This is a genomic window from Paenibacillus sp. PAMC 26794, from assembly GCF_000316035.1.
Taxonomy (GTDB): domain Bacteria; phylum Bacillota; class Bacilli; order Paenibacillales; family Paenibacillaceae; genus Paenibacillus.
Genome location: NZ_ANHX01000079.1, coordinates 108,188 through 124,869 on the forward strand (window position 1 = coordinate 108,188; position 16,682 = coordinate 124,869).

Sequence of the window (16,682 nt, forward strand, 5' to 3'; positions counted from 1 at the left end):
GGATCATGATGAAAAAGTGGATTAGCGGTTTGGCAGCAGTGGCAATGACATCAGTATTACTTGCAGGTTGTGGCAGCACAGAGGATGCAACAGGCGGATCAGGCAGTGGGGGGACCGCAGCGAACAAATTGGTTATCTCCACTTGGGGCTTCTCCGAAGATTTCTTTAATGAAGAAGTATTTGGTCCATTCGAAAAAGAACATAATGTAGACATCGTGCTCGAAGTCGGCAATAATGCTGAACGTCTGAATAAAATTCGTCAAGGTACATCAAATGTCGATGTTATCTACCTGTCTGATTACTATGCACAACAAGGTATCGATGAAGGTCTGTTTGAGAAAATTGACCGCTCCAAAATTCCAAATGTAAATGACATTTATGATATTGCCAAAGCACCACTTGGTGAAGATTATGGCCCGGCCTACACGGTCGGACAGCACGGTATCGCTTATAACCCGGATCTCGTATCCAAAGAAGTGACTTCATGGAGTGACCTGTGGGACCCGGCGTTCGAAGGTAACCTGACCATCCCGAATATTACGGCAACAGCAGGCCCAATGGTTGTGGATGCAGCTTCCCGAGTAGCCGGAAACGATACGTTTAATGAAGATGCCGCATTTGCTGAACTGAAAAAACTGAGCGGCAATGTGGTGAAATTCTATAGCCAAACGTCCGAGTTCGTGAACATGTTCTCTCAAGAAGAGATTGCAGGCGGACCGATCATGGAAATGTATTTCAAAGATCTGAAAGCAGCCGTGCCTAATGCGAAGTTTGTTACACCTAGCGAAGGTGCATATGCCGTGATGAACACAATCAATGTCGTGAAGGGCAGCAAAAACAAAGAGCTGGCTGAAGAGTTCATCAACTGGCAGCTTAGCCAGGATGTACAAGCAAAATCTGCTAAAGCCAAAGTCGATTCCCCGGTGAACACCAAGGTTGAACTGACTGCTGAAGAAGCAGAAGGCGTAACGTACGGCGCTGAAGTTGTTGAGAAGCTGAACAAGCTGGATATGGAATTCGTGAATCAACAGGTTAAAGGCTGGACAGATCGCTGGAACCGTGAGATTGCACAATAAACAACCGAATTTCTTAAAAGTTACCTTTGATCTATATAAGTTCAACCAAACTTTTTACACGAGAACGGAGAGGACAGAAATAATGTGAAGAAGCGAAGCGTTCGCCTAAAAGCTTTCTGAAAGAAAGCTGCATCGGAAGCATACGCTATCCCCGGATTTTCCCTTTGAACAAGGGAATTAAAAAAATCTGGGGATAACAGCGATCGGAATGTTATTCTGTCATCGGAGTGGTAAGTGTAAATATTCTTTAGTTGAACTTATATCATTTGCAGCAAGCAACCATATTACCGCATAGGAGTTGAGAACGGATGAGTGAAGCGCTGAATCGCATCATTTTGGATGTGGACACGGGGATTGACGATGCACTGGCAATTTTGCTGGCGGTCAAAAGCCGGAAGCTGGACATTCTCGGTATCACCACGGTCTGTGGGAACGTATCACTCCAGCAGGCAACAGAGAATACATGCAAAATCCTTGAACTTGCGGATGCACCTGAAATTCCGGTGATTGCCGGAGCGGCAGGACCCCTTACTCGTAAGTCGCATTATGAACACCGGGTACATGGACAGGATGGATTGGGTGGTGCGCTGCCTGATCCGGCCGTGTTTAAGAAAGCCGAGGAAGGTTTTGCGCCAGACTTTATCGTGGAGCAAGCCAAGTTACATCCAGGCGAGCTGACCTTAATCATGACAGCTCCATTAACCAATCTGGCACTCGCGCTGATGAAGTGTCCTGAATTGCCTTCTTTATTGAAGGAAGTCATCTTCATGGGTGGTGTTGTTCGCGGACATGGCAATATTACACCGACAGCCGAGTACAACACATACGCTGATCCAGAGGCCGCACGCATTGTACTGCATGCAGGCATCGAGAAGCTTACCCAAGTCGGATTGGATGTAACGCGTCAAACATTGCTGAATGAAGCAACGATTGAGCGTCTCACCGATCCTGCACTGCGCGCGTACGTGGCTCAGAGCACGGAGATTTACATCAACCGTTACGAACAAATGAATGGCGTCCGCGCTTGCGCATTGCATGATCCACTAGCCGTGGGCGTAGCCCTTGCCCCTGAACTGTTAGGACGTAAATCGTATTACGTCGATGTCGAAACCGCCAGCCGCCTGTGCGATGGTCAGATGGTATGCGACTTCCAAAACCGTTTGGGCGAGCAGCCCAACACCCTCGTCTGCGAAACCGTAGATGCAGAAAGCTTCCTTGAACTGTTTATCAACGCGTTAAACGCGTAGTTATGATAGTTAAATTCATGTTTTACACAATAACGTAGTGACAGAAGAAAGCTGGAGAAGCGAAGCGTTCGCCTTTATCCCCGGATTTCCCCTTTTCGATAAGGATCAAAAAATCTGGGGATAACAGCGATCGAAAGATTCTTCTGGCACGGAGTGAGCTAGTGTAAAGTTGTGCTTTTAACGTGTGAATAAAACCATTTTAAGAGTCAGGAGTATCGCGATGAAGAAATCAGTAATCTACTGGCTATTGCTGCCGGGATTCGTGTTTTTGGCGGCATTTATGATCATTCCGATTGTCCTGACGATCGGGTCGACGTTTTTCCAAGAAAACTCCTTCACGTTTGAAGGATACATGCATTTTTTCAGAGACCCATACTTTTTGAAAATATTGCTTACGACGCTGCAAGTCAGCGTGGTCACCACCATTGTCTGTGTGGTGCTCGGATTCCCGACAGCTTATTATATCTCGCAGAAAGCGCCGCGCCGCAAAGGCATTTTGCTGGCACTGGCGATCTTCCCACTGCTGACGAGCCCGGTCGTGCGCTCGTTTAGCTGGATGATTATCCTTGGACGCAAAGGGCTGATCAATAACACCCTTGTTGGCCTGGGTATCGTGGACAAGCCGCTGGATATTCTGTATACACCAGCAGCGATGATGATTGGTCTGACGCATCTGTTCCTGCCACTGATGATTATCTCTCTTGTCGGTGTACTTGAGAACATTGACGGTGACCTGCTCAAAGCAGCACAAAGTCTGGGTGCATCGCGTATTACGGCATTCCGCCGAGTTGTGTTCCCACTGGCTGTGCCAGGACTTGTGATCGGAGCCGTGCTTGTCTTTGTCGGAAGCCTGACGGCGTATACCACACCTGCCCTCCTTGGAGGCAAGCAGCGTGTAATTGCTACGTTCCTGTATCAGAACGCCATGACCCTCAACGACTGGTATCTGGCCTCGGTTGTTGCCGCGATTATGATTGTGATTACATTTGTCGTGGTTGTTGTCATGAACAAAATGGCCAAAACTTTAAATCCGAAGGGGTAGACATATGCGGGAGAAACATATCGGGCTGGGCCTGTTCAGTCTGCTGGTCTTTATCTTTCTGCTGGGCCCGCTTCTGATCATATCGGTCACTTCGTTTGAACCGGGAACGGTACTCAAATTTCCGCCGGAAGGGTTCTCCTTCCGCTGGTATGAGAATATTTTCAACACAGGCGGTTTCCTCCGCACATTCCAGACGTCCATCATCATTTCCTTGCTAGGGAACCTGTTGGCACTGGTGCTCGGAGTTCCGGCTGCGTATGCACTTAGTCGTTACGATTTCAAAGGCAAGTCCGTGCTGAACGCACTGTTCCTGTCCCCGGTACTGATCCCGGGAATCGTGCTTGGTTTTACATTGATGAAATACCTGATCGTAATCTACCATCTGCCGATGTATCTCGGATTGTTGATCGGTCATACGATTATCATGCTGCCATTTATCATTCGGGTTATCGCGTCGAGTCTGTCGAGCTTTGACTTTGCAGTGGAAGAAGCAGCGCTGAGTCTTGGTGCGGGACGGGTAAGAACGTTCTTCACGATCGTGCTTCCTAACATCCGCTCAGGAATTATCGCTGCGGTGCTGATTGCCTTCTTGGAGTCCTTCAACAACGTGGACATCTCGGTGTTCATGACCGGACCAGGGGTAAGTACATTACCGATCCAGATGCTGACGTATGTGGAGAATTATTTTGACCCAACGATTGCAGCGATTTCCGTGCTGTTGATGGTACTGACCGGACTTTTAATGTTCGTGATCGAACGGATCATGGGCGGATTTTCATACTTTACTAAACGTTAATTGGAGGCGCAGAACGCTATGGCATTGCTGACATTAGACCACGTATCCGTGGCATACGATAAGCAGACAATCCTGAAGGATTTTCAGTTGGAGCTGGAAAAAGGTAAACTGCTCTCCCTGCTCGGACCGAGCGGTTGCGGCAAAACAACTACGCTGCGCCTCATCGCCGGATTTCTGGAAGCATCACAGGGCAAGTTTATGTTCGGCGGCAAGGATTATACGAAGGTTCCGGCGAACAAGCGGAACTTCGGATTTGTATTTCAGAGTTATGCGTTATTCCCGCATCTGTCTGTCTATGACAACGTGGCCTTTGGCCTGCGGATGCGTAAGGTGAAAGACAAGGATATCTCTTCCCGTGTGATGCGAATCCTGGAAGTCGTTAACCTGAATGGATTTGAGAAACGTTTTCCACAAGAACTGTCTGGTGGACAGCGTCAACGTGTGGCGATTGCACGCGCATTGGTCATTGAGCCTGACCTGCTCTTGTTCGACGAACCGCTCAGTAACCTGGATGCCAACCTGCGCCTCAACATGCGTGTGGAGATTCGCCGGATTCAGCAAGAGCTGGGTATTACAACACTGTATGTCTCTCATGATCAGGAAGAATGCTTCTCGATCTCGGATCAGGTAGCGATTATGAACAAAGGTGTGGTTGAGCAGCTCGACCGCCCGGAAACCATTTTCAAATATCCGGCAACGGAGTTTGTAGCACGATTCATCGGATTCCATAATTTCATTGAGTTCGCGGAGCGTACTGATGCAGGTGAATTAATCACACTGAGCGCAGGTGGACGCACGTTTACAGCAACCGCGCATCCTGGAACAGCACGTCCCGGTGCCCGCAAAGGTGCGATTCGCCCGGATGATCTGATTGTTAGTGGAGACACCTCTGCGGATGTGGTGAATGCTTTGCCGGGGATTATCAAAGTCAGCACGTATCTGGGACGCAGCTATCAGTATGTAATTGAGACAGAACTGGGTGACTTTACAGCAAATCAGGAGATGGAAACACCATACCTTAGTGGGCAGCGTGTTAGCCTGATTTTCCCGCAGGACAAGCTTGTCCTGGTGGAGTAACAGTAAAGGCGTGGACGTTATTTTCAGAAGATAGATCAGAAATTTAAGCAGACATGGAGAAGAAATAAAGAGCAGTAAAGAAGGCATTTCATACGGCGAATTCGGACTGGCAGGGGGAAAGCAGCGTGAGAACGATCAACAACGCATTCGTAAGTACGTAGGGCAGAGAGCGTATAGTGTGTTGCTGGTGACTTTCCATCCGGATCGCGGTGAGGTGCTTGTAAAGAAGGAGAGTATGCCCCATGCGTGCAGATCAACTGATTGTGAATGTACATGTGTATAACAGTTATTATAAACGGTTTGAAATGAACAACGTCGCTGTGTTGGACGGCAGATTCCTATACGTTGGACCCGGCGGACCGGAGATGATTCAGGCAGACGAAGTCATTGATGCGCGGGGAAGATACATGATTCCTGGCTTGATTGATATCCATCTGCATATCGAAAGTACGATGGTGACACCGGAAACCTTTTCCCATGGTCTGATTGGCTGTGGAGTAACGTCCATTGTCGCAGAACCGCATGAGATGGCGAATGTGTTCGGGTTGGAGGGTGTGCAGGAGATGATGGCTGTGAGTCGGAAGACGACGGTCGACATGTTCTATGCGATCCCGAGTTCCGTTCCGGCAACCCCGATGGAAACAACAGGTGGTTCGATTGAAATCGAAGATATGGACGTGTTGCTCGCCACTGGCGAGATCATCTGTCTGGGCGAGATCATGAACTATGTTGATGTGATCCGTGATCCGGAGTGCAAGACCAACCAGATTTTACAGCATATTCGCAAAAACTATCCCGATCTGGTGATCGAAGGTCACACACCGAAACTGCTTGGACTCGATCTGCATCGACTGATCTACGCAGGTATTGATTCCGATCATACTCATCAGAGCATTGAGGGATTACAGGCGCGGATTGCGGCGGGTATGTTTATTGAAATTCAAGAGAAATCAATGACGGCTGAAGTCATGGAGTACCTGATTCAACATGATGTGGCGCAGCATTTCTGCTTTGTAACGGATGATGTGATGCCGGATTCACTGGTGGAGCATGGTCATTTGAATCATATCGTACGTAAAGCGATTCAGATGGGGATGCGCCCGGAAGATGCGATCTACGCTGCAACGTCTACCCCTGCTTCCCGGATGAAAATGACCGATCGTGGCAGCGTTGCCCCAGGCAAAGTGGCCGATTATGTGTTGGTATCCAACTTGGAGGATCTCTCTATTGATCAGGTGTACAAAAACGGCCGCAAAGCTTATGACGATTATGAACCGTATAAGCAGGAACGGATCATCGGGCAATTTCCACCTCACTTCTATAAGAGTGTGCAGCTGGAGAAGCTGGGCCAATCAGATTTTGCAATTCAGTTGTCAGACCCAAAAGTCAGCGGATCAGGTGTAAATCTCGCTGGTGAAGGTGAGTACCAATGCCGTGTGATGATGGTGAAGGATGGTTCTACTTTTGTGGAAGAACATATTGCACCGGTTCAGTCTTCGGATGGTGAATTGTTATGGGAAGAAAGCGGATATGCGCAAATTGCGACCTTTGAACGTTATGGAGTGAACGGCAATCGTGCACACGGTCTGATCGGTGGAGACACCATCAAACGCGGTGCTATTGCAACGACATATTCACACGACAATCACAACCTGTTGGTTGTAGGACGTAATCGTGAAGATATGATATTGGCAGCTAACACAGTAATTTCGAGCCAGGGTGGCTTCTGTGTAGTGGAAGACGGCAAGGTGCTGTCCCATCTGGAACTTCCTGTAGGTGGCATTTTGACGGAAGAACCCCTTGCAGTGGTGTCCCATCAAGTGAAGGAACTCAGAGCAGCCATGTTGTCTCTTGGATATGTGCATTACAACCCGATCATGTCGATCAGTACTCACTCGCTTGCGGTAAGTCCGGCGCTGAAGATCACGGATCACGGTCTGATTGATGTGAATGCAGGTAAGGTTGTATCGTTGATTGTAGAATAAGTTTTATAAAAATAGTGTCACCCCATTTCATGACCATGAGTTGTGAAATGGGGTGTTTTTATGTATAAGAATGACCGTTTAATGCTTCTTTGCCAGACAGAGGTTTTTAGCTATGGATTAACTTGGAGAGGGCTGCAAGAAATCCTCTTTTGGACTGAACAAATGAATACATATATAGTAAGAAGAGAATGTTTGGACTCAAAGCAGGAGGATAGACATCGATTATGAATGAAATAAATCATGCTAAAACTATATTTTTCGACGTGGATGATACCTTATATGATCACTTGCAGCCGCTTCGTGGCGCGTTGCAAGACGTTCTCGGCTTGCCGGATGACTTCCCTTATGATGAGGCATATCACCGTTTTCGTTATTACAGTGACTGGCTGTCTGCACAAGAAGATCTGTCTGCTGTACCGGAGCCGGATGCGGTGGAGCGAATGCGGCGTCGGAGGTTTGAGCTGACGATGGAAGAGTTCGGACTCCCTCTACAATCGGGTCAGGCTGAAGAACTGCAAGCTCAGTATCTGAGCAGACAGTTTGAGATTGTGCCTTTTGAAGGAGCATACGAGTTGATTAGAAGGCTTCAGGCAGAAGGCCATACCGTTGGTCTAATCACCAATGGAGAAGGAGAGCATCAGCGCCGCAAGCTTGAAGCACTGGATGTGCTCAGTCTCGTGGACGAGCATCTGATTTTTATCTCAGGTATGACTGGTTATGCGAAGCCGGATCGCAGGTTGTTTGAATATGTGAGTCAGCAGTCCGGGACAGATGCCCGTTCCAGCTATTACATTGGAGACTCGTGGCGTAATGATGTGGTAGGTGCAGTCGATGCGGGGTGGAAAATTATCTGGTTCAATCATCGGGAGGCATTGCCGGAGTCCGATCATGAGCCCCATTTTGTAGCACGGAGCTATGAAGAAATCAGCCGTATTCTGACTTTTGAACCCGTCCGAGTTTAAGTAGATTTATGTTTAGAGGAGCAGTCCTGCTACCAGTGTGGTGCAGGTCTGCTTTTTATATTATCCCTTCTATAAAGGCATCAATGATGAGGTGTCTAACTCTTCGCTTTCAATTACAATTGCCATGAGTCCAGCTTCTGTTTTGGTTTCGTGCCATTCATCTTTATCCCAGAGTACGGCCTCGCCACAATGCACTTTGATATATTCATTTGCTTCGCCTCTAACCCAACCCTCTCCGCTTACGATCAAAAGGAGTTGAGGAACCACTGCTTGGTGATAACCTACTACTCCACCCTCAGCCAAGTGCATACATCCTATATGGGCTTCTTTATGGGTCTGCGTAATACGTGACATTACGAAATTAGATTCGAATTTGGTAATCTTTTTTCCTGACTCTTGTTTAAATTGAAATATCCTCATGTTTACCTCCGCAATAGTGACTAAGTTAACTTCCTATAATGGTAACTATCTTTAATCTTTATGATGGGTATCATCCTATTCCACTAATTTATGGATAATCCAATCAGATGAGTCTATCATAGCTCCAATCGTTTAGGAAAAGTATGCTTACATTCATCAATTTGTTAATTGTCTGTGCCAACGTTTCTATGAAGCTCTGCTTCATGAAATCTTCATTCGAAAGAGTAGTTCAGAGCCTTCCCAAACAGGATATGCGGTGTTATAATTAAAACAAGATTTAGATTAAGTCTAAATTAAAAGGAACGAATCAAAGTAGTCCATAACAATCAATCAAATTCTATTTTTATATTCGAGAGGGGATAAATTCCATGAGCACAATCCAAACTAGAAACAACACTTTTGCTAACAACGCCACAGCACTTCAAGATGTCCTGAACCGTCAAATCGCAGGCTGGTCCGTACTGTACACGAAACTGCATAACTTCCACTGGTATGTCCAAGGACCTCATTTCTTCACACTGCATGCCAAATTCGAAGAGCTGTACAACTTGGCTACAGCAAATATGGACGAAGTTGCAGAACGTTTGCTGGCTATTGGTGGACGTCCGGTGGCTACGATGGGTGAACAGTTACGTCTGTCTCCGATTGAAGAGGCACAAGGCCAGTTGTCTGCTGAGCGTATGGTAGAGTCGGTGGTTGCTGATCTGCGTACGATGGTGGATGTGATTCATCAAGGCATTCACGAAGCAGGAGAAGCAGAAGATAACGCAACGGAAGATATGCTGATTGGATTCACTGCTGCACTGGATAAAGAGGTTTGGATGTTAAACGCATTTTTGGGCAAATAAGCAAGGTTACCCTTCATCCTGACAACGATATGTAGAGTCCGTGAACAAAGTGTCCGTTCGCTTACAAATCCGGTGCGCTTGCCGTATAATGATGGCATTCAAGATGTACAGAATGGTGGAATGAATAATGCGGTCAGACCTGGAACAATTGCAGGAAGAAGCTGAACGGTTTATATATACATGTTATGAAGAGCTGGGCTATTCGCGTGAAGACGCGCAGGCCCGGCTTGCTGTCGTTATGAGCGAGATCGAAGCAACGGGAACCTATGTGCACACCACAGAGGAATTGGAGCAGGGTTGCAAAATGGCCTGGCGGAACAGTAATCGCTGCATCGGACGGCTGTTCTGGGACAAACTTCGGATCGTGGATGCCCGTCATGCCGATACGGCAGGAACGGCAGCGGATGCGGTGATGAATCATATTCATGTGGCATCCAACGGAGGCAAAGTAATTCCGATGATTACTATCCTTCCACCGGATGGGCCGAATGGAGCTCCGGTACGTCTCTGGAATCATCAGCTTATTCGATATGCAGGATATGAGACGGAGCAAGGCATTATTGGAGATCCTGCTTCGGTGGAACTGACCAAGGCGGCGATGTCACTTGGCTGGCAGGGGGCAGGTACCTCATATGATGTATTACCGCTTATTATTCAGGCACAAGGACAAGCGCCAGAGTGGTATGTTGTACCCGAAGAAGAGATTGTGGAAGTGATGATTGAACACCCGGAGCGAGTGGAGATTGCGGAGCTGGGCATGCGCTGGTACGGTGTACCGATGATCGCCGATATGCGACTGGAGATTGGCGGTATATCCTACCCGGCAGCGCCATTCAATGGTTGGTATATGGGTACAGAGATCGGCGCCCGTAATCTCGCGGATACGTTCCGGTATAACAAGCTGCCTGCGGTGGCGGCAGCATTTGGATTGAATACGTCGAGTGAAACGACATTGTGGAAGGACCGGGCTTTGGTGGAGCTGAATGTAGCTGTGCTGCATTCGTTCAAAAAAGCAGGCGTGAGCATTGTGGATCACCACACGGCGGCAGCGCAATTTGCTATGTTTGAACAGCGGGAAGAGAAGGCTGGGCGTGAGTTGACCGGGGATTGGGTGTGGCTGATTCCGCCGGTATCTCCGGCGACAACGCATATTTTCCACAGCTCCTATCGTAATGAGATTGTGAAGCCGAACTTTTTACATCAGGATCAGGCGTATACCCTGAAAGATGGCGTGGCATCTGCCGCAGAGCCGCGAAATAGCGAGCAGCAGAATGCACAGGTAGAGAATCACCAGCCACAGGCCGGAGATGCACCAATGAAATGCCCGTTTGCACATTAAATTGTGCAGGCGGGTTATTTTTTGTGATCCTTTTTTATCAAACGAAGAACTACCCCTCTTTCAATCGATACCGACTTCGCATCACAGCCTGAACTACAATGGCAGCAGCAATCAGCACCAGATTGAACACAAACACGGAGTACAGCGAGCCAACTTCCGTAAGCAACGCAGCAACCAGTGGAGATACGATGGAGCCGATCTCGGCCGCAGAGACAATTTTGCCTATAACGGAGCTTCGACTCTCATCCGGGATATGATCACCAATATGAGCAAAGAACGAATCCATGTAACATGCACCGCCAACCCCGCCAATCAGCATGCCAACGTAGACCCATAGATGGGAGGACGTGCTTAGAAATACAGCGACTTCGATTCCAATCAGGAACATACCGAGCATGCAAAGCAACAAACGATCGCCCATCCGGTCAGAGAGATAACCGACAAATGGGGCAGCAGCAAGCGTAGAGATCCCTGAGACGGTGAAGGCGAGACTGGTTGCAAAGGGGTCCCAATGCATGATGTGAGCTGCATACAGTGCAAAATAGGTGAGGAATACCGCATAGGCGCTCATCTCCAGAAAATGTACTGTACCGTAGCCAATCAGCTGTTGCCGTTGTGTAAACTCTGTAGTTGGGCCAATCGTTGTTGATTCGGGAGCTTGATTGAATAGGGAGGTATACTCAACAGGGGAGTCAATAATAGTGTCATCATCTGAAACGTCATCTGTAGAGAGTAGTGAATGTGTTAAGTTGTCCAGAGGTTCTTGGTTCACAGTAGCCAAAGGTTCTTCTAATTGATAATCACTTAACGTCCCCCCAGATTCATGATTAGCCCTAGCTTGTGACGTCGTCTTAATCCCCATCGCAGCGACCACGGCCATCAGACAACAGACGGTAACGAGCAGAAAAGGAACCGACAAGGGCCAGTGCAGCGCGAGCCAGCCACTTATGACCGGACCGAGTACCATACCGCCGCCCTCACTGCTGCTGATATACCCATTGTACAGGCCGCGGTTGTCTACATTACCCCCATCTCCGATGATGGATCGCACAACGACAGTAAGCCCGGTGGAAGCGAGTCCTTGCAGCAGTCGGAGCAGGCCGAACAACACCGCAGCAGAAGACAGCGCGAAGCCACCCATACAGACAGCGAGCAGGATCAGCATCAGGATGAGCGCCTTTTTCCCTCCGAGCTTTCTATAGATCGCCGCTGCAGGAATACCCCCAAGGACTTTACCCACATAAAAAAGTGCAAAAATAACCCCCATCATCCAGCCAGACAGGCCGAATTCCTCGATAAACAAAGGGAACAGGGGCAGGATCATGAATCCGCCCATCTGACTTAGGAAACATATCGTCATCAGCAAAGGCAGGTTACGACGAATATCCAAGAGCCAAGACTCCTTTCACACATAAAATGGAATTCCAAACGTGCTTCATTTCCCAAAGGAATGCGTAGATATCGACATATACCCGTAATGTATGCAGGATTTTTGAAAATAAGAAGAAATGACACGCGGCGTTTACATCAAAACCATTGCGGATATACCTGAATCATATATAATAGATGGGTTATCTAAAAGGATGCGTGAACGAAAGTGTACAGAATTAAGATGTACCTCAAGTATAAGGGGGCGATGTGAAGCATGTCAGAACAACAACCGATTATTCGCTTCGAAGCGGTGACTCAGCAATACGATCAGGATGAAGCCGTATTGAAGGCAGTCAGCTTTGAGATTGAGCGGGGTAAATTTTATACGCTTCTCGGCCCATCGGGCTGCGGGAAAACAACGATATTGCGGCTGATTGCCGGTTTTGCGGAGCCGACACAGGGCAGTATTTATTTTAACGGTAAACTCATCAACCGGGTGCCTGCCCACCAGCGTCAGGTGAATACCGTATTTCAGGATTACGCGTTATTTCCACATTTGAATGTATTTGAGAACGTAGCTTTTGGTTTGCGGATCAAAAAGATGAAAACGGCTGAAATTCACAGCAAAGTGTTGGAAGCCCTCAAATTCGTCAATCTGTCCGGTTATGAAAACCGGGAAATTGGCGAAATGTCCGGCGGACAACGACAACGTGTTGCGATTGCACGCGCGATTGTGAACGAACCCGAAATTCTGCTGCTGGACGAGCCTTTGTCCGCACTCGATTTGAAGCTGCGGACCGAAATGCAGTATGAATTGCGGGAGCTGCAACAGCGACTGGGCATCACGTTTATCTTTGTTACGCATGATCAGGAAGAGGCCTTGGCGATGTCGGATGAGATCTTTGTCCTGAATGGCGGCGTGATTCAACAGAGCGGTACACCGAATGATATCTATGATGAGCCGATTAACCGCTTTGTGGCGGACTTTATCGGGGAATCAAACATTGTATCAGGCAAAATGAAGCAGGACTTTGTGGTGGAATTCGCTGGCGCACAGCACGAGTGTGTCGATCAGGGTCTCCAGCCGGACGAGCCGGTAGAGATTGTCATTCGCCCAGAGGATCTGGAGATTACAACCGAAGACCAAGGTAAGCTCAAGGTTAATGTGGACTCCCAGTTATTCCGCGGGGTGCATTACGAGATATCCACGTACGACGATGCGGGCAATGAGTGGCTTGTTCATTCAACCAAAAAAGCCGTTGTAGGCGCGCGGATTGGACTCTATTTTGACCCGGAAGCGGTACACGTCATGCGCTTTAACGAGACCGAGGAAGAGTTCGACAAACGACTCGAAGCCTACCAAGAGGCCGCTCATGCAGACTAAGGCCAGCACACGCAATGCGTATCTGATTCCATATGTATTATGGATGGTGTTGTTTGTTGTGGCGCCGGTTCTGCTGGTCATCTATTATTCGTTCTTTGATGTGGAAGGCAACTTCACGTTTGGCAACTACGCCCGATTCTTCACACCGGTGTACTTGCAGATGACGCTCAGTTCGTTCTGGTATGCATTTCTGATTACGGCGTTCTCACTGCTGATCTCCTACCCGACGGCGTATATGCTGACCCGGACGAAGCACAAGCAGCTATGGTTGCTGCTGATCATTCTGCCAAGCTGGATCAATCTCTTGTTAAAAGCGTACGCCTTCATCGGCCTGTTCGGAACGTATGGTCTAACCAACTCCCTGCTTGAAGTCGTGGGGATTGGCACACAGCAGATTTTGTTCACCGACTTCAGCTTTATCTTTGTCTCGGTGTACATCTTCATTCCATTCATGATCCTGCCGATCTTCAATGCGCTGGAAGAAATGAATCCATCGTTGATCTACGCGGCGCGGGATCTGGGAGCCTCATCGTGGCTGACATTCCGCCGGGTTATCTTTCCGCTGACGATTAGTGGAGTAAAATCAGGCTGTCAGGCTGTATTTATTCCTGCGCTGTCTCTGTTCATGATTACCCGCCTCATTGCGGGCAACCGTGTAATTACGCTGGGAACAGCGATTGAACAGCATTTTCTCGTCACCCAGGACTGGGGCATGGGTTCAACGATTGCCGTCTTTTTGATTATTGCGATGGCGATCATTATGTTCCTGACCGGATCAGGCAAGAAGGAGGTGCGTAATGGGAAGAAACGGAAAGCTGTCTAACGTCTATCTGGCTGTCGTATTCGCCATCCTGTACGCACCGATTGCGTACCTGATCTTCTACTCCTTCAATAGTGGCGGTCATATGCGCAGCTTTGAAGGATTCACGCTTGAATGGTACAGAGAAGTATTCGCCGATACACGGCTGCTCATCATTGTTCTGAATACATTTATTATTGCGCTCCTGTCATCGGCGATCTCAACGATCCTAGGTATAGCAGGAGCACTGGCGATCTACCATGTGCGTCGCAAACGGACCAAAAATACGCTGCTGTCACTCAATAACGTGCTGATTGTTAGTCCGGATGTCATCATTGGTGCGTCATTCCTGATTCTGTTCACCATGATTGGCATCAAACTGGGCTTTACTTCGGTCTTGCTGTCTCATATCGCATTCAGCGTACCCATTGTCGTGATCATGGTCCTGCCAAAGCTGCAAGAGATGAGCCCAACATTGATGGATGCGGCACGCGATCTGGGTGCGGGATCATGGCAGATTCTGACGCGTGTGGTGTTGCCATACGTGAAACCAGGTATTTTTGCCGGATTCTTCATGGCGTTGACGTACTCGCTCGATGATTTTGCGGTAACATTCTTTGTCACGGGTAATGGATACTCGACACTCTCGGTAGAGATATACTCCAGAGCAAGGCAGGGCGTTTCGTTGTCCATCAATGCTTTGTCTACCCTGTTATTCCTGCTCACGGTGCTGCTGGTGGTCGGATATTACTTCATTAATCGACGTGCAACACGGATACCACCCGGAGGAAAGGGGCTGCGTCCATGAAGCAACTGGTACGGACATTTGCAATTGTATTTGTGGCCGCCTTTGCCCTGATGATTCTGGCTTCATATCTGAACAAGAGTCAGGGTTATTCTGGCGGCAACACGTTGACCATCTATAACTGGGGCGATTATATCGACCCTGATCTGCTCAAGGAATTTGAGGAAGAGACTGGCATTAAGGTTATCTATCAGACGTTTGATTCGAATGAAGCGATGCTGACCAAGATTGAGCAGGGCGGTACTACGTTTGATGTGGCGATTCCCTCTGAATATGCGATTAGCAAAATGAAAGAAGAAGACCTGCTCGTTCCACTCGATCATAGTAAGCTGCCTAACCTGCACAACATTGATCCGCGGTTCATGGACTTGTCCTTTGATGAAGGTAACAAGTACTCCATCCCTTATTTCTGGGGAACGGTGGGAATTGTGTACAATCCTGAGCTGGTGGATGGATTGACGTTTGATAGCTGGAATGACCTTTGGGACCCACGTCTAAAAAACCAGATCCTTCTCCTCGACGGTGCACGCGAAGTCATTGGTATGGGATTAAACAGTCTCGGGTATTCCCTTAACGATACCAACGAAGATCATCTGCAAGAAGCGCTGAAGAAACTGTCTACATTGACACCAAACGTCAGAGCAATTGTCGGAGACGAGATCAAGATGCTGCTTGCGAACGAGGAAGCGGCAGTTGGACTTGTATGGTCCGGGGATGCATCCGAGATTATGGATGAGAACGACAAGCTGGATTATATGGTGCCGGAAGAAGGCTCGAACCTCTGGTTCGATAACATGGTTATTCCAAAGACGGCGAGTAATATTGAAGGGGCACACCAGTTTATCAACTTCATGCTGGACCCGGAACATGCCGCCCGCAATGCCGAATATGTCGGGTATTCCACTCCAAACGCCGAGGCGCTTAAGCTGCTGCCAGAGGACATCTCCGAGGATGAACGGTTCTATCCAGACGAGACACTGACAGGTAAGCTTGAGGTCTACGATAATCTGGGCAAAAAAATGCTCTCGCATTATAACGACCTGTTCCTGGAGTTTAAAATGCACAGCAAATAAGAGACGTCAGGCAAATTGGCTGAATACACGGGGATGCGATGTTGCAATGCAACGAAGTGGAATGCATCGTATGAGGCCCAATTGCAGAGGTATTCATTCGGTTGAAGCAGGGTAGAGCGGTGTGGGACTGGGTGGTTAGATACAGCAGTATGCTGGACTTATATCTAAACAACTCGCCTTTGTCATTCATCTGTCGTGGATCTTTTAGGTGGACGTCCTAAATGCTAACGAACTCACAGCACCTTAATAGGCTGATATGGATAGCGCACCAACTTTAACGAACTTCAGAGACGCTATATGGGTATAAACGGGTGTAAAACGCGGATTTGAACTCTAAATGTACGGAATAGCAACTCTCTGATTCGTTAAAACTCAAATGCCAGTAAATAACCGCCAATAACGTGTGCACAGTTCGTTAGATTCTGAAAAAAAGACAAAAAGGGATGCTGCTCGTCATT

Annotated in this window: 15 protein-coding genes; 13 read left to right on the top strand and 2 right to left on the bottom strand. The window is 48.1% G+C overall.

Annotated elements, in window-relative coordinates; all coding sequences use genetic code 11:
- Positions 1-8 precede the first annotated feature (8 nt).
- From D829_RS0125695 to D829_RS0125730, 7 genes are all read left to right on the top strand, one after another.
- Complete coding sequence (locus D829_RS0125695) at positions 9-1,076, top strand: ABC transporter substrate-binding protein (RefSeq protein ID WP_026081421.1); 1,068 nt, start codon at positions 9-11, stop codon at positions 1,074-1,076.
- Positions 1,077-1,396: 320 nt separating this feature from the next.
- Positions 1,397-2,323, top strand: coding sequence for a nucleoside hydrolase (locus tag D829_RS0125700; protein WP_026081422.1), 927 nt, complete (start codon positions 1,397-1,399; stop codon positions 2,321-2,323).
- A 220-nt stretch (positions 2,324-2,543) separates the two neighbouring features.
- The gene (locus D829_RS0125705) at positions 2,544-3,365 is read left to right on the top strand and encodes an ABC transporter permease (RefSeq protein ID WP_017691789.1); all 822 of its coding nucleotides are present in this window, start codon (positions 2,544-2,546) and stop codon (positions 3,363-3,365) included.
- A gap of 4 nt (positions 3,366-3,369) precedes the next feature.
- Positions 3,370-4,161 carry an ABC transporter permease gene (locus D829_RS0125710; protein ID WP_017691790.1) on the top strand — a complete coding sequence of 264 codons (792 nt, stop codon included), beginning with the start codon at positions 3,370-3,372 and terminating at the stop codon, positions 4,159-4,161.
- Positions 4,162-4,179: 18 nt separating this feature from the next.
- On the top strand, positions 4,180-5,238 hold the full coding sequence (locus D829_RS0125715; protein ID WP_017691791.1) for an ABC transporter ATP-binding protein: 1,059 nt from the start codon (positions 4,180-4,182) through the stop codon (positions 5,236-5,238).
- Positions 5,239-5,480: 242 nt separating this feature from the next.
- A complete protein-coding gene (locus tag D829_RS0125720) occupies positions 5,481-7,223 on the top strand; it encodes an adenine deaminase C-terminal domain-containing protein (RefSeq protein ID WP_017691792.1) in 1,743 nt (580 codons plus the stop codon).
- A gap of 224 nt (positions 7,224-7,447) precedes the next feature.
- Positions 7,448-8,185 carry an HAD family hydrolase gene (locus tag D829_RS0125730; protein ID WP_017691793.1) on the top strand — a complete coding sequence of 246 codons (738 nt, stop codon included), beginning with the start codon at positions 7,448-7,450 and terminating at the stop codon, positions 8,183-8,185.
- A 69-nt stretch (positions 8,186-8,254) separates the two neighbouring features.
- Here D829_RS0125730 and D829_RS0125735 read toward each other — a convergent pair whose 3' ends face one another.
- Positions 8,255-8,605 (bottom strand): hypothetical protein, encoded by a 351-nt coding sequence (locus D829_RS0125735; protein ID WP_017691794.1) that lies wholly within the window; start codon positions 8,603-8,605, stop codon positions 8,255-8,257.
- 368 nt (positions 8,606-8,973) lie between these two features.
- Here D829_RS0125735 and D829_RS0125740 point away from each other — a divergent pair, with 368 nt between their 5' ends.
- Both D829_RS0125740 and D829_RS31940 read left to right on the top strand, forming a co-directional pair.
- Positions 8,974-9,453: a DNA starvation/stationary phase protection protein gene (locus D829_RS0125740; protein WP_017691795.1), complete on the top strand. Its 480-nt coding sequence runs from the start codon at positions 8,974-8,976 to the stop codon at positions 9,451-9,453.
- Positions 9,454-9,580: 127 nt separating this feature from the next.
- Positions 9,581-10,792 (top strand): nitric oxide synthase oxygenase, encoded by a 1,212-nt coding sequence (locus D829_RS31940; protein WP_017691796.1) that lies wholly within the window; start codon positions 9,581-9,583, stop codon positions 10,790-10,792.
- Between the two features lie 49 nt (positions 10,793-10,841).
- Here D829_RS31940 and D829_RS0125750 read toward each other — a convergent pair whose 3' ends face one another.
- On the bottom strand, positions 10,842-12,182 hold the full coding sequence (locus tag D829_RS0125750) for an MFS transporter (RefSeq protein WP_017691797.1): 1,341 nt from the start codon (positions 12,180-12,182) through the stop codon (positions 10,842-10,844).
- 255 nt (positions 12,183-12,437) lie between these two features.
- Here D829_RS0125750 and D829_RS0125755 point away from each other — a divergent pair, with 255 nt between their 5' ends.
- The 4 genes from D829_RS0125755 to D829_RS0125770 are packed head-to-tail and all read left to right on the top strand — an operon-like array spanning position 12,438 to position 16,224.
- Positions 12,438-13,547 (top strand): ABC transporter ATP-binding protein, encoded by a 1,110-nt coding sequence (locus D829_RS0125755; protein WP_017691798.1) that lies wholly within the window; start codon positions 12,438-12,440, stop codon positions 13,545-13,547.
- Positions 13,537-14,370: an ABC transporter permease gene (locus tag D829_RS0125760; protein ID WP_017691799.1), complete on the top strand. Its 834-nt coding sequence runs from the start codon at positions 13,537-13,539 to the stop codon at positions 14,368-14,370. Before D829_RS0125755 ends, D829_RS0125760 begins: the two co-directional genes overlap by 11 nt.
- Positions 14,345-15,154, top strand: a complete 810-nt coding sequence (locus D829_RS0125765) for an ABC transporter permease (RefSeq protein WP_017691800.1) — start codon at positions 14,345-14,347, stop codon at positions 15,152-15,154. Before D829_RS0125760 ends, D829_RS0125765 begins: the two co-directional genes overlap by 26 nt.
- Complete coding sequence (locus D829_RS0125770) at positions 15,151-16,224, top strand: ABC transporter substrate-binding protein (protein WP_017691801.1); 1,074 nt, start codon at positions 15,151-15,153, stop codon at positions 16,222-16,224. Before D829_RS0125765 ends, D829_RS0125770 begins: the two co-directional genes overlap by 4 nt.
- The last annotated feature ends 458 nt before the right edge of the window (positions 16,225-16,682 follow it).

What these genes read in the sequence shown, in the direction of transcription:
- D829_RS0125695 (WP_026081421.1), top strand. Translation starts at nt 9, where the DNA reads ATGAAAAAGTGGATTAGCGGTTTGGCAGCAGTGGCAATGACATCAGTA.
- D829_RS0125705 (WP_017691789.1), top strand. Translation starts at nt 2,544, where the DNA reads ATGAAGAAATCAGTAATCTACTGGCTATTGCTGCCGGGATTCGTGTTT.
- D829_RS0125710 (WP_017691790.1), top strand. Translation starts at nt 3,370, where the DNA reads ATGCGGGAGAAACATATCGGGCTGGGCCTGTTCAGTCTGCTGGTCTTT.
- D829_RS0125715 (WP_017691791.1), top strand. Translation starts at nt 4,180, where the DNA reads ATGGCATTGCTGACATTAGACCACGTATCCGTGGCATACGATAAGCAG.
- D829_RS0125720 (WP_017691792.1), top strand. Translation starts at nt 5,481, where the DNA reads ATGCGTGCAGATCAACTGATTGTGAATGTACATGTGTATAACAGTTAT.
- D829_RS0125730 (WP_017691793.1), top strand. Translation starts at nt 7,448, where the DNA reads ATGAATGAAATAAATCATGCTAAAACTATATTTTTCGACGTGGATGAT.
- D829_RS0125735 (WP_017691794.1), bottom strand. Translation starts at nt 8,605, where the DNA reads ATGAGGATATTTCAATTTAAACAAGAGTCAGGAAAAAAGATTACCAAA.
- D829_RS0125740 (WP_017691795.1), top strand. Translation starts at nt 8,974, where the DNA reads ATGAGCACAATCCAAACTAGAAACAACACTTTTGCTAACAACGCCACA.
- D829_RS31940 (WP_017691796.1), top strand. Translation starts at nt 9,581, where the DNA reads ATGCGGTCAGACCTGGAACAATTGCAGGAAGAAGCTGAACGGTTTATA.
- D829_RS0125755 (WP_017691798.1), top strand. Translation starts at nt 12,438, where the DNA reads ATGTCAGAACAACAACCGATTATTCGCTTCGAAGCGGTGACTCAGCAA.
- D829_RS0125760 (WP_017691799.1), top strand. Translation starts at nt 13,537, where the DNA reads ATGCAGACTAAGGCCAGCACACGCAATGCGTATCTGATTCCATATGTA.
- D829_RS0125765 (WP_017691800.1), top strand. Translation starts at nt 14,345, where the DNA reads ATGGGAAGAAACGGAAAGCTGTCTAACGTCTATCTGGCTGTCGTATTC.
- D829_RS0125770 (WP_017691801.1), top strand. Translation starts at nt 15,151, where the DNA reads ATGAAGCAACTGGTACGGACATTTGCAATTGTATTTGTGGCCGCCTTT.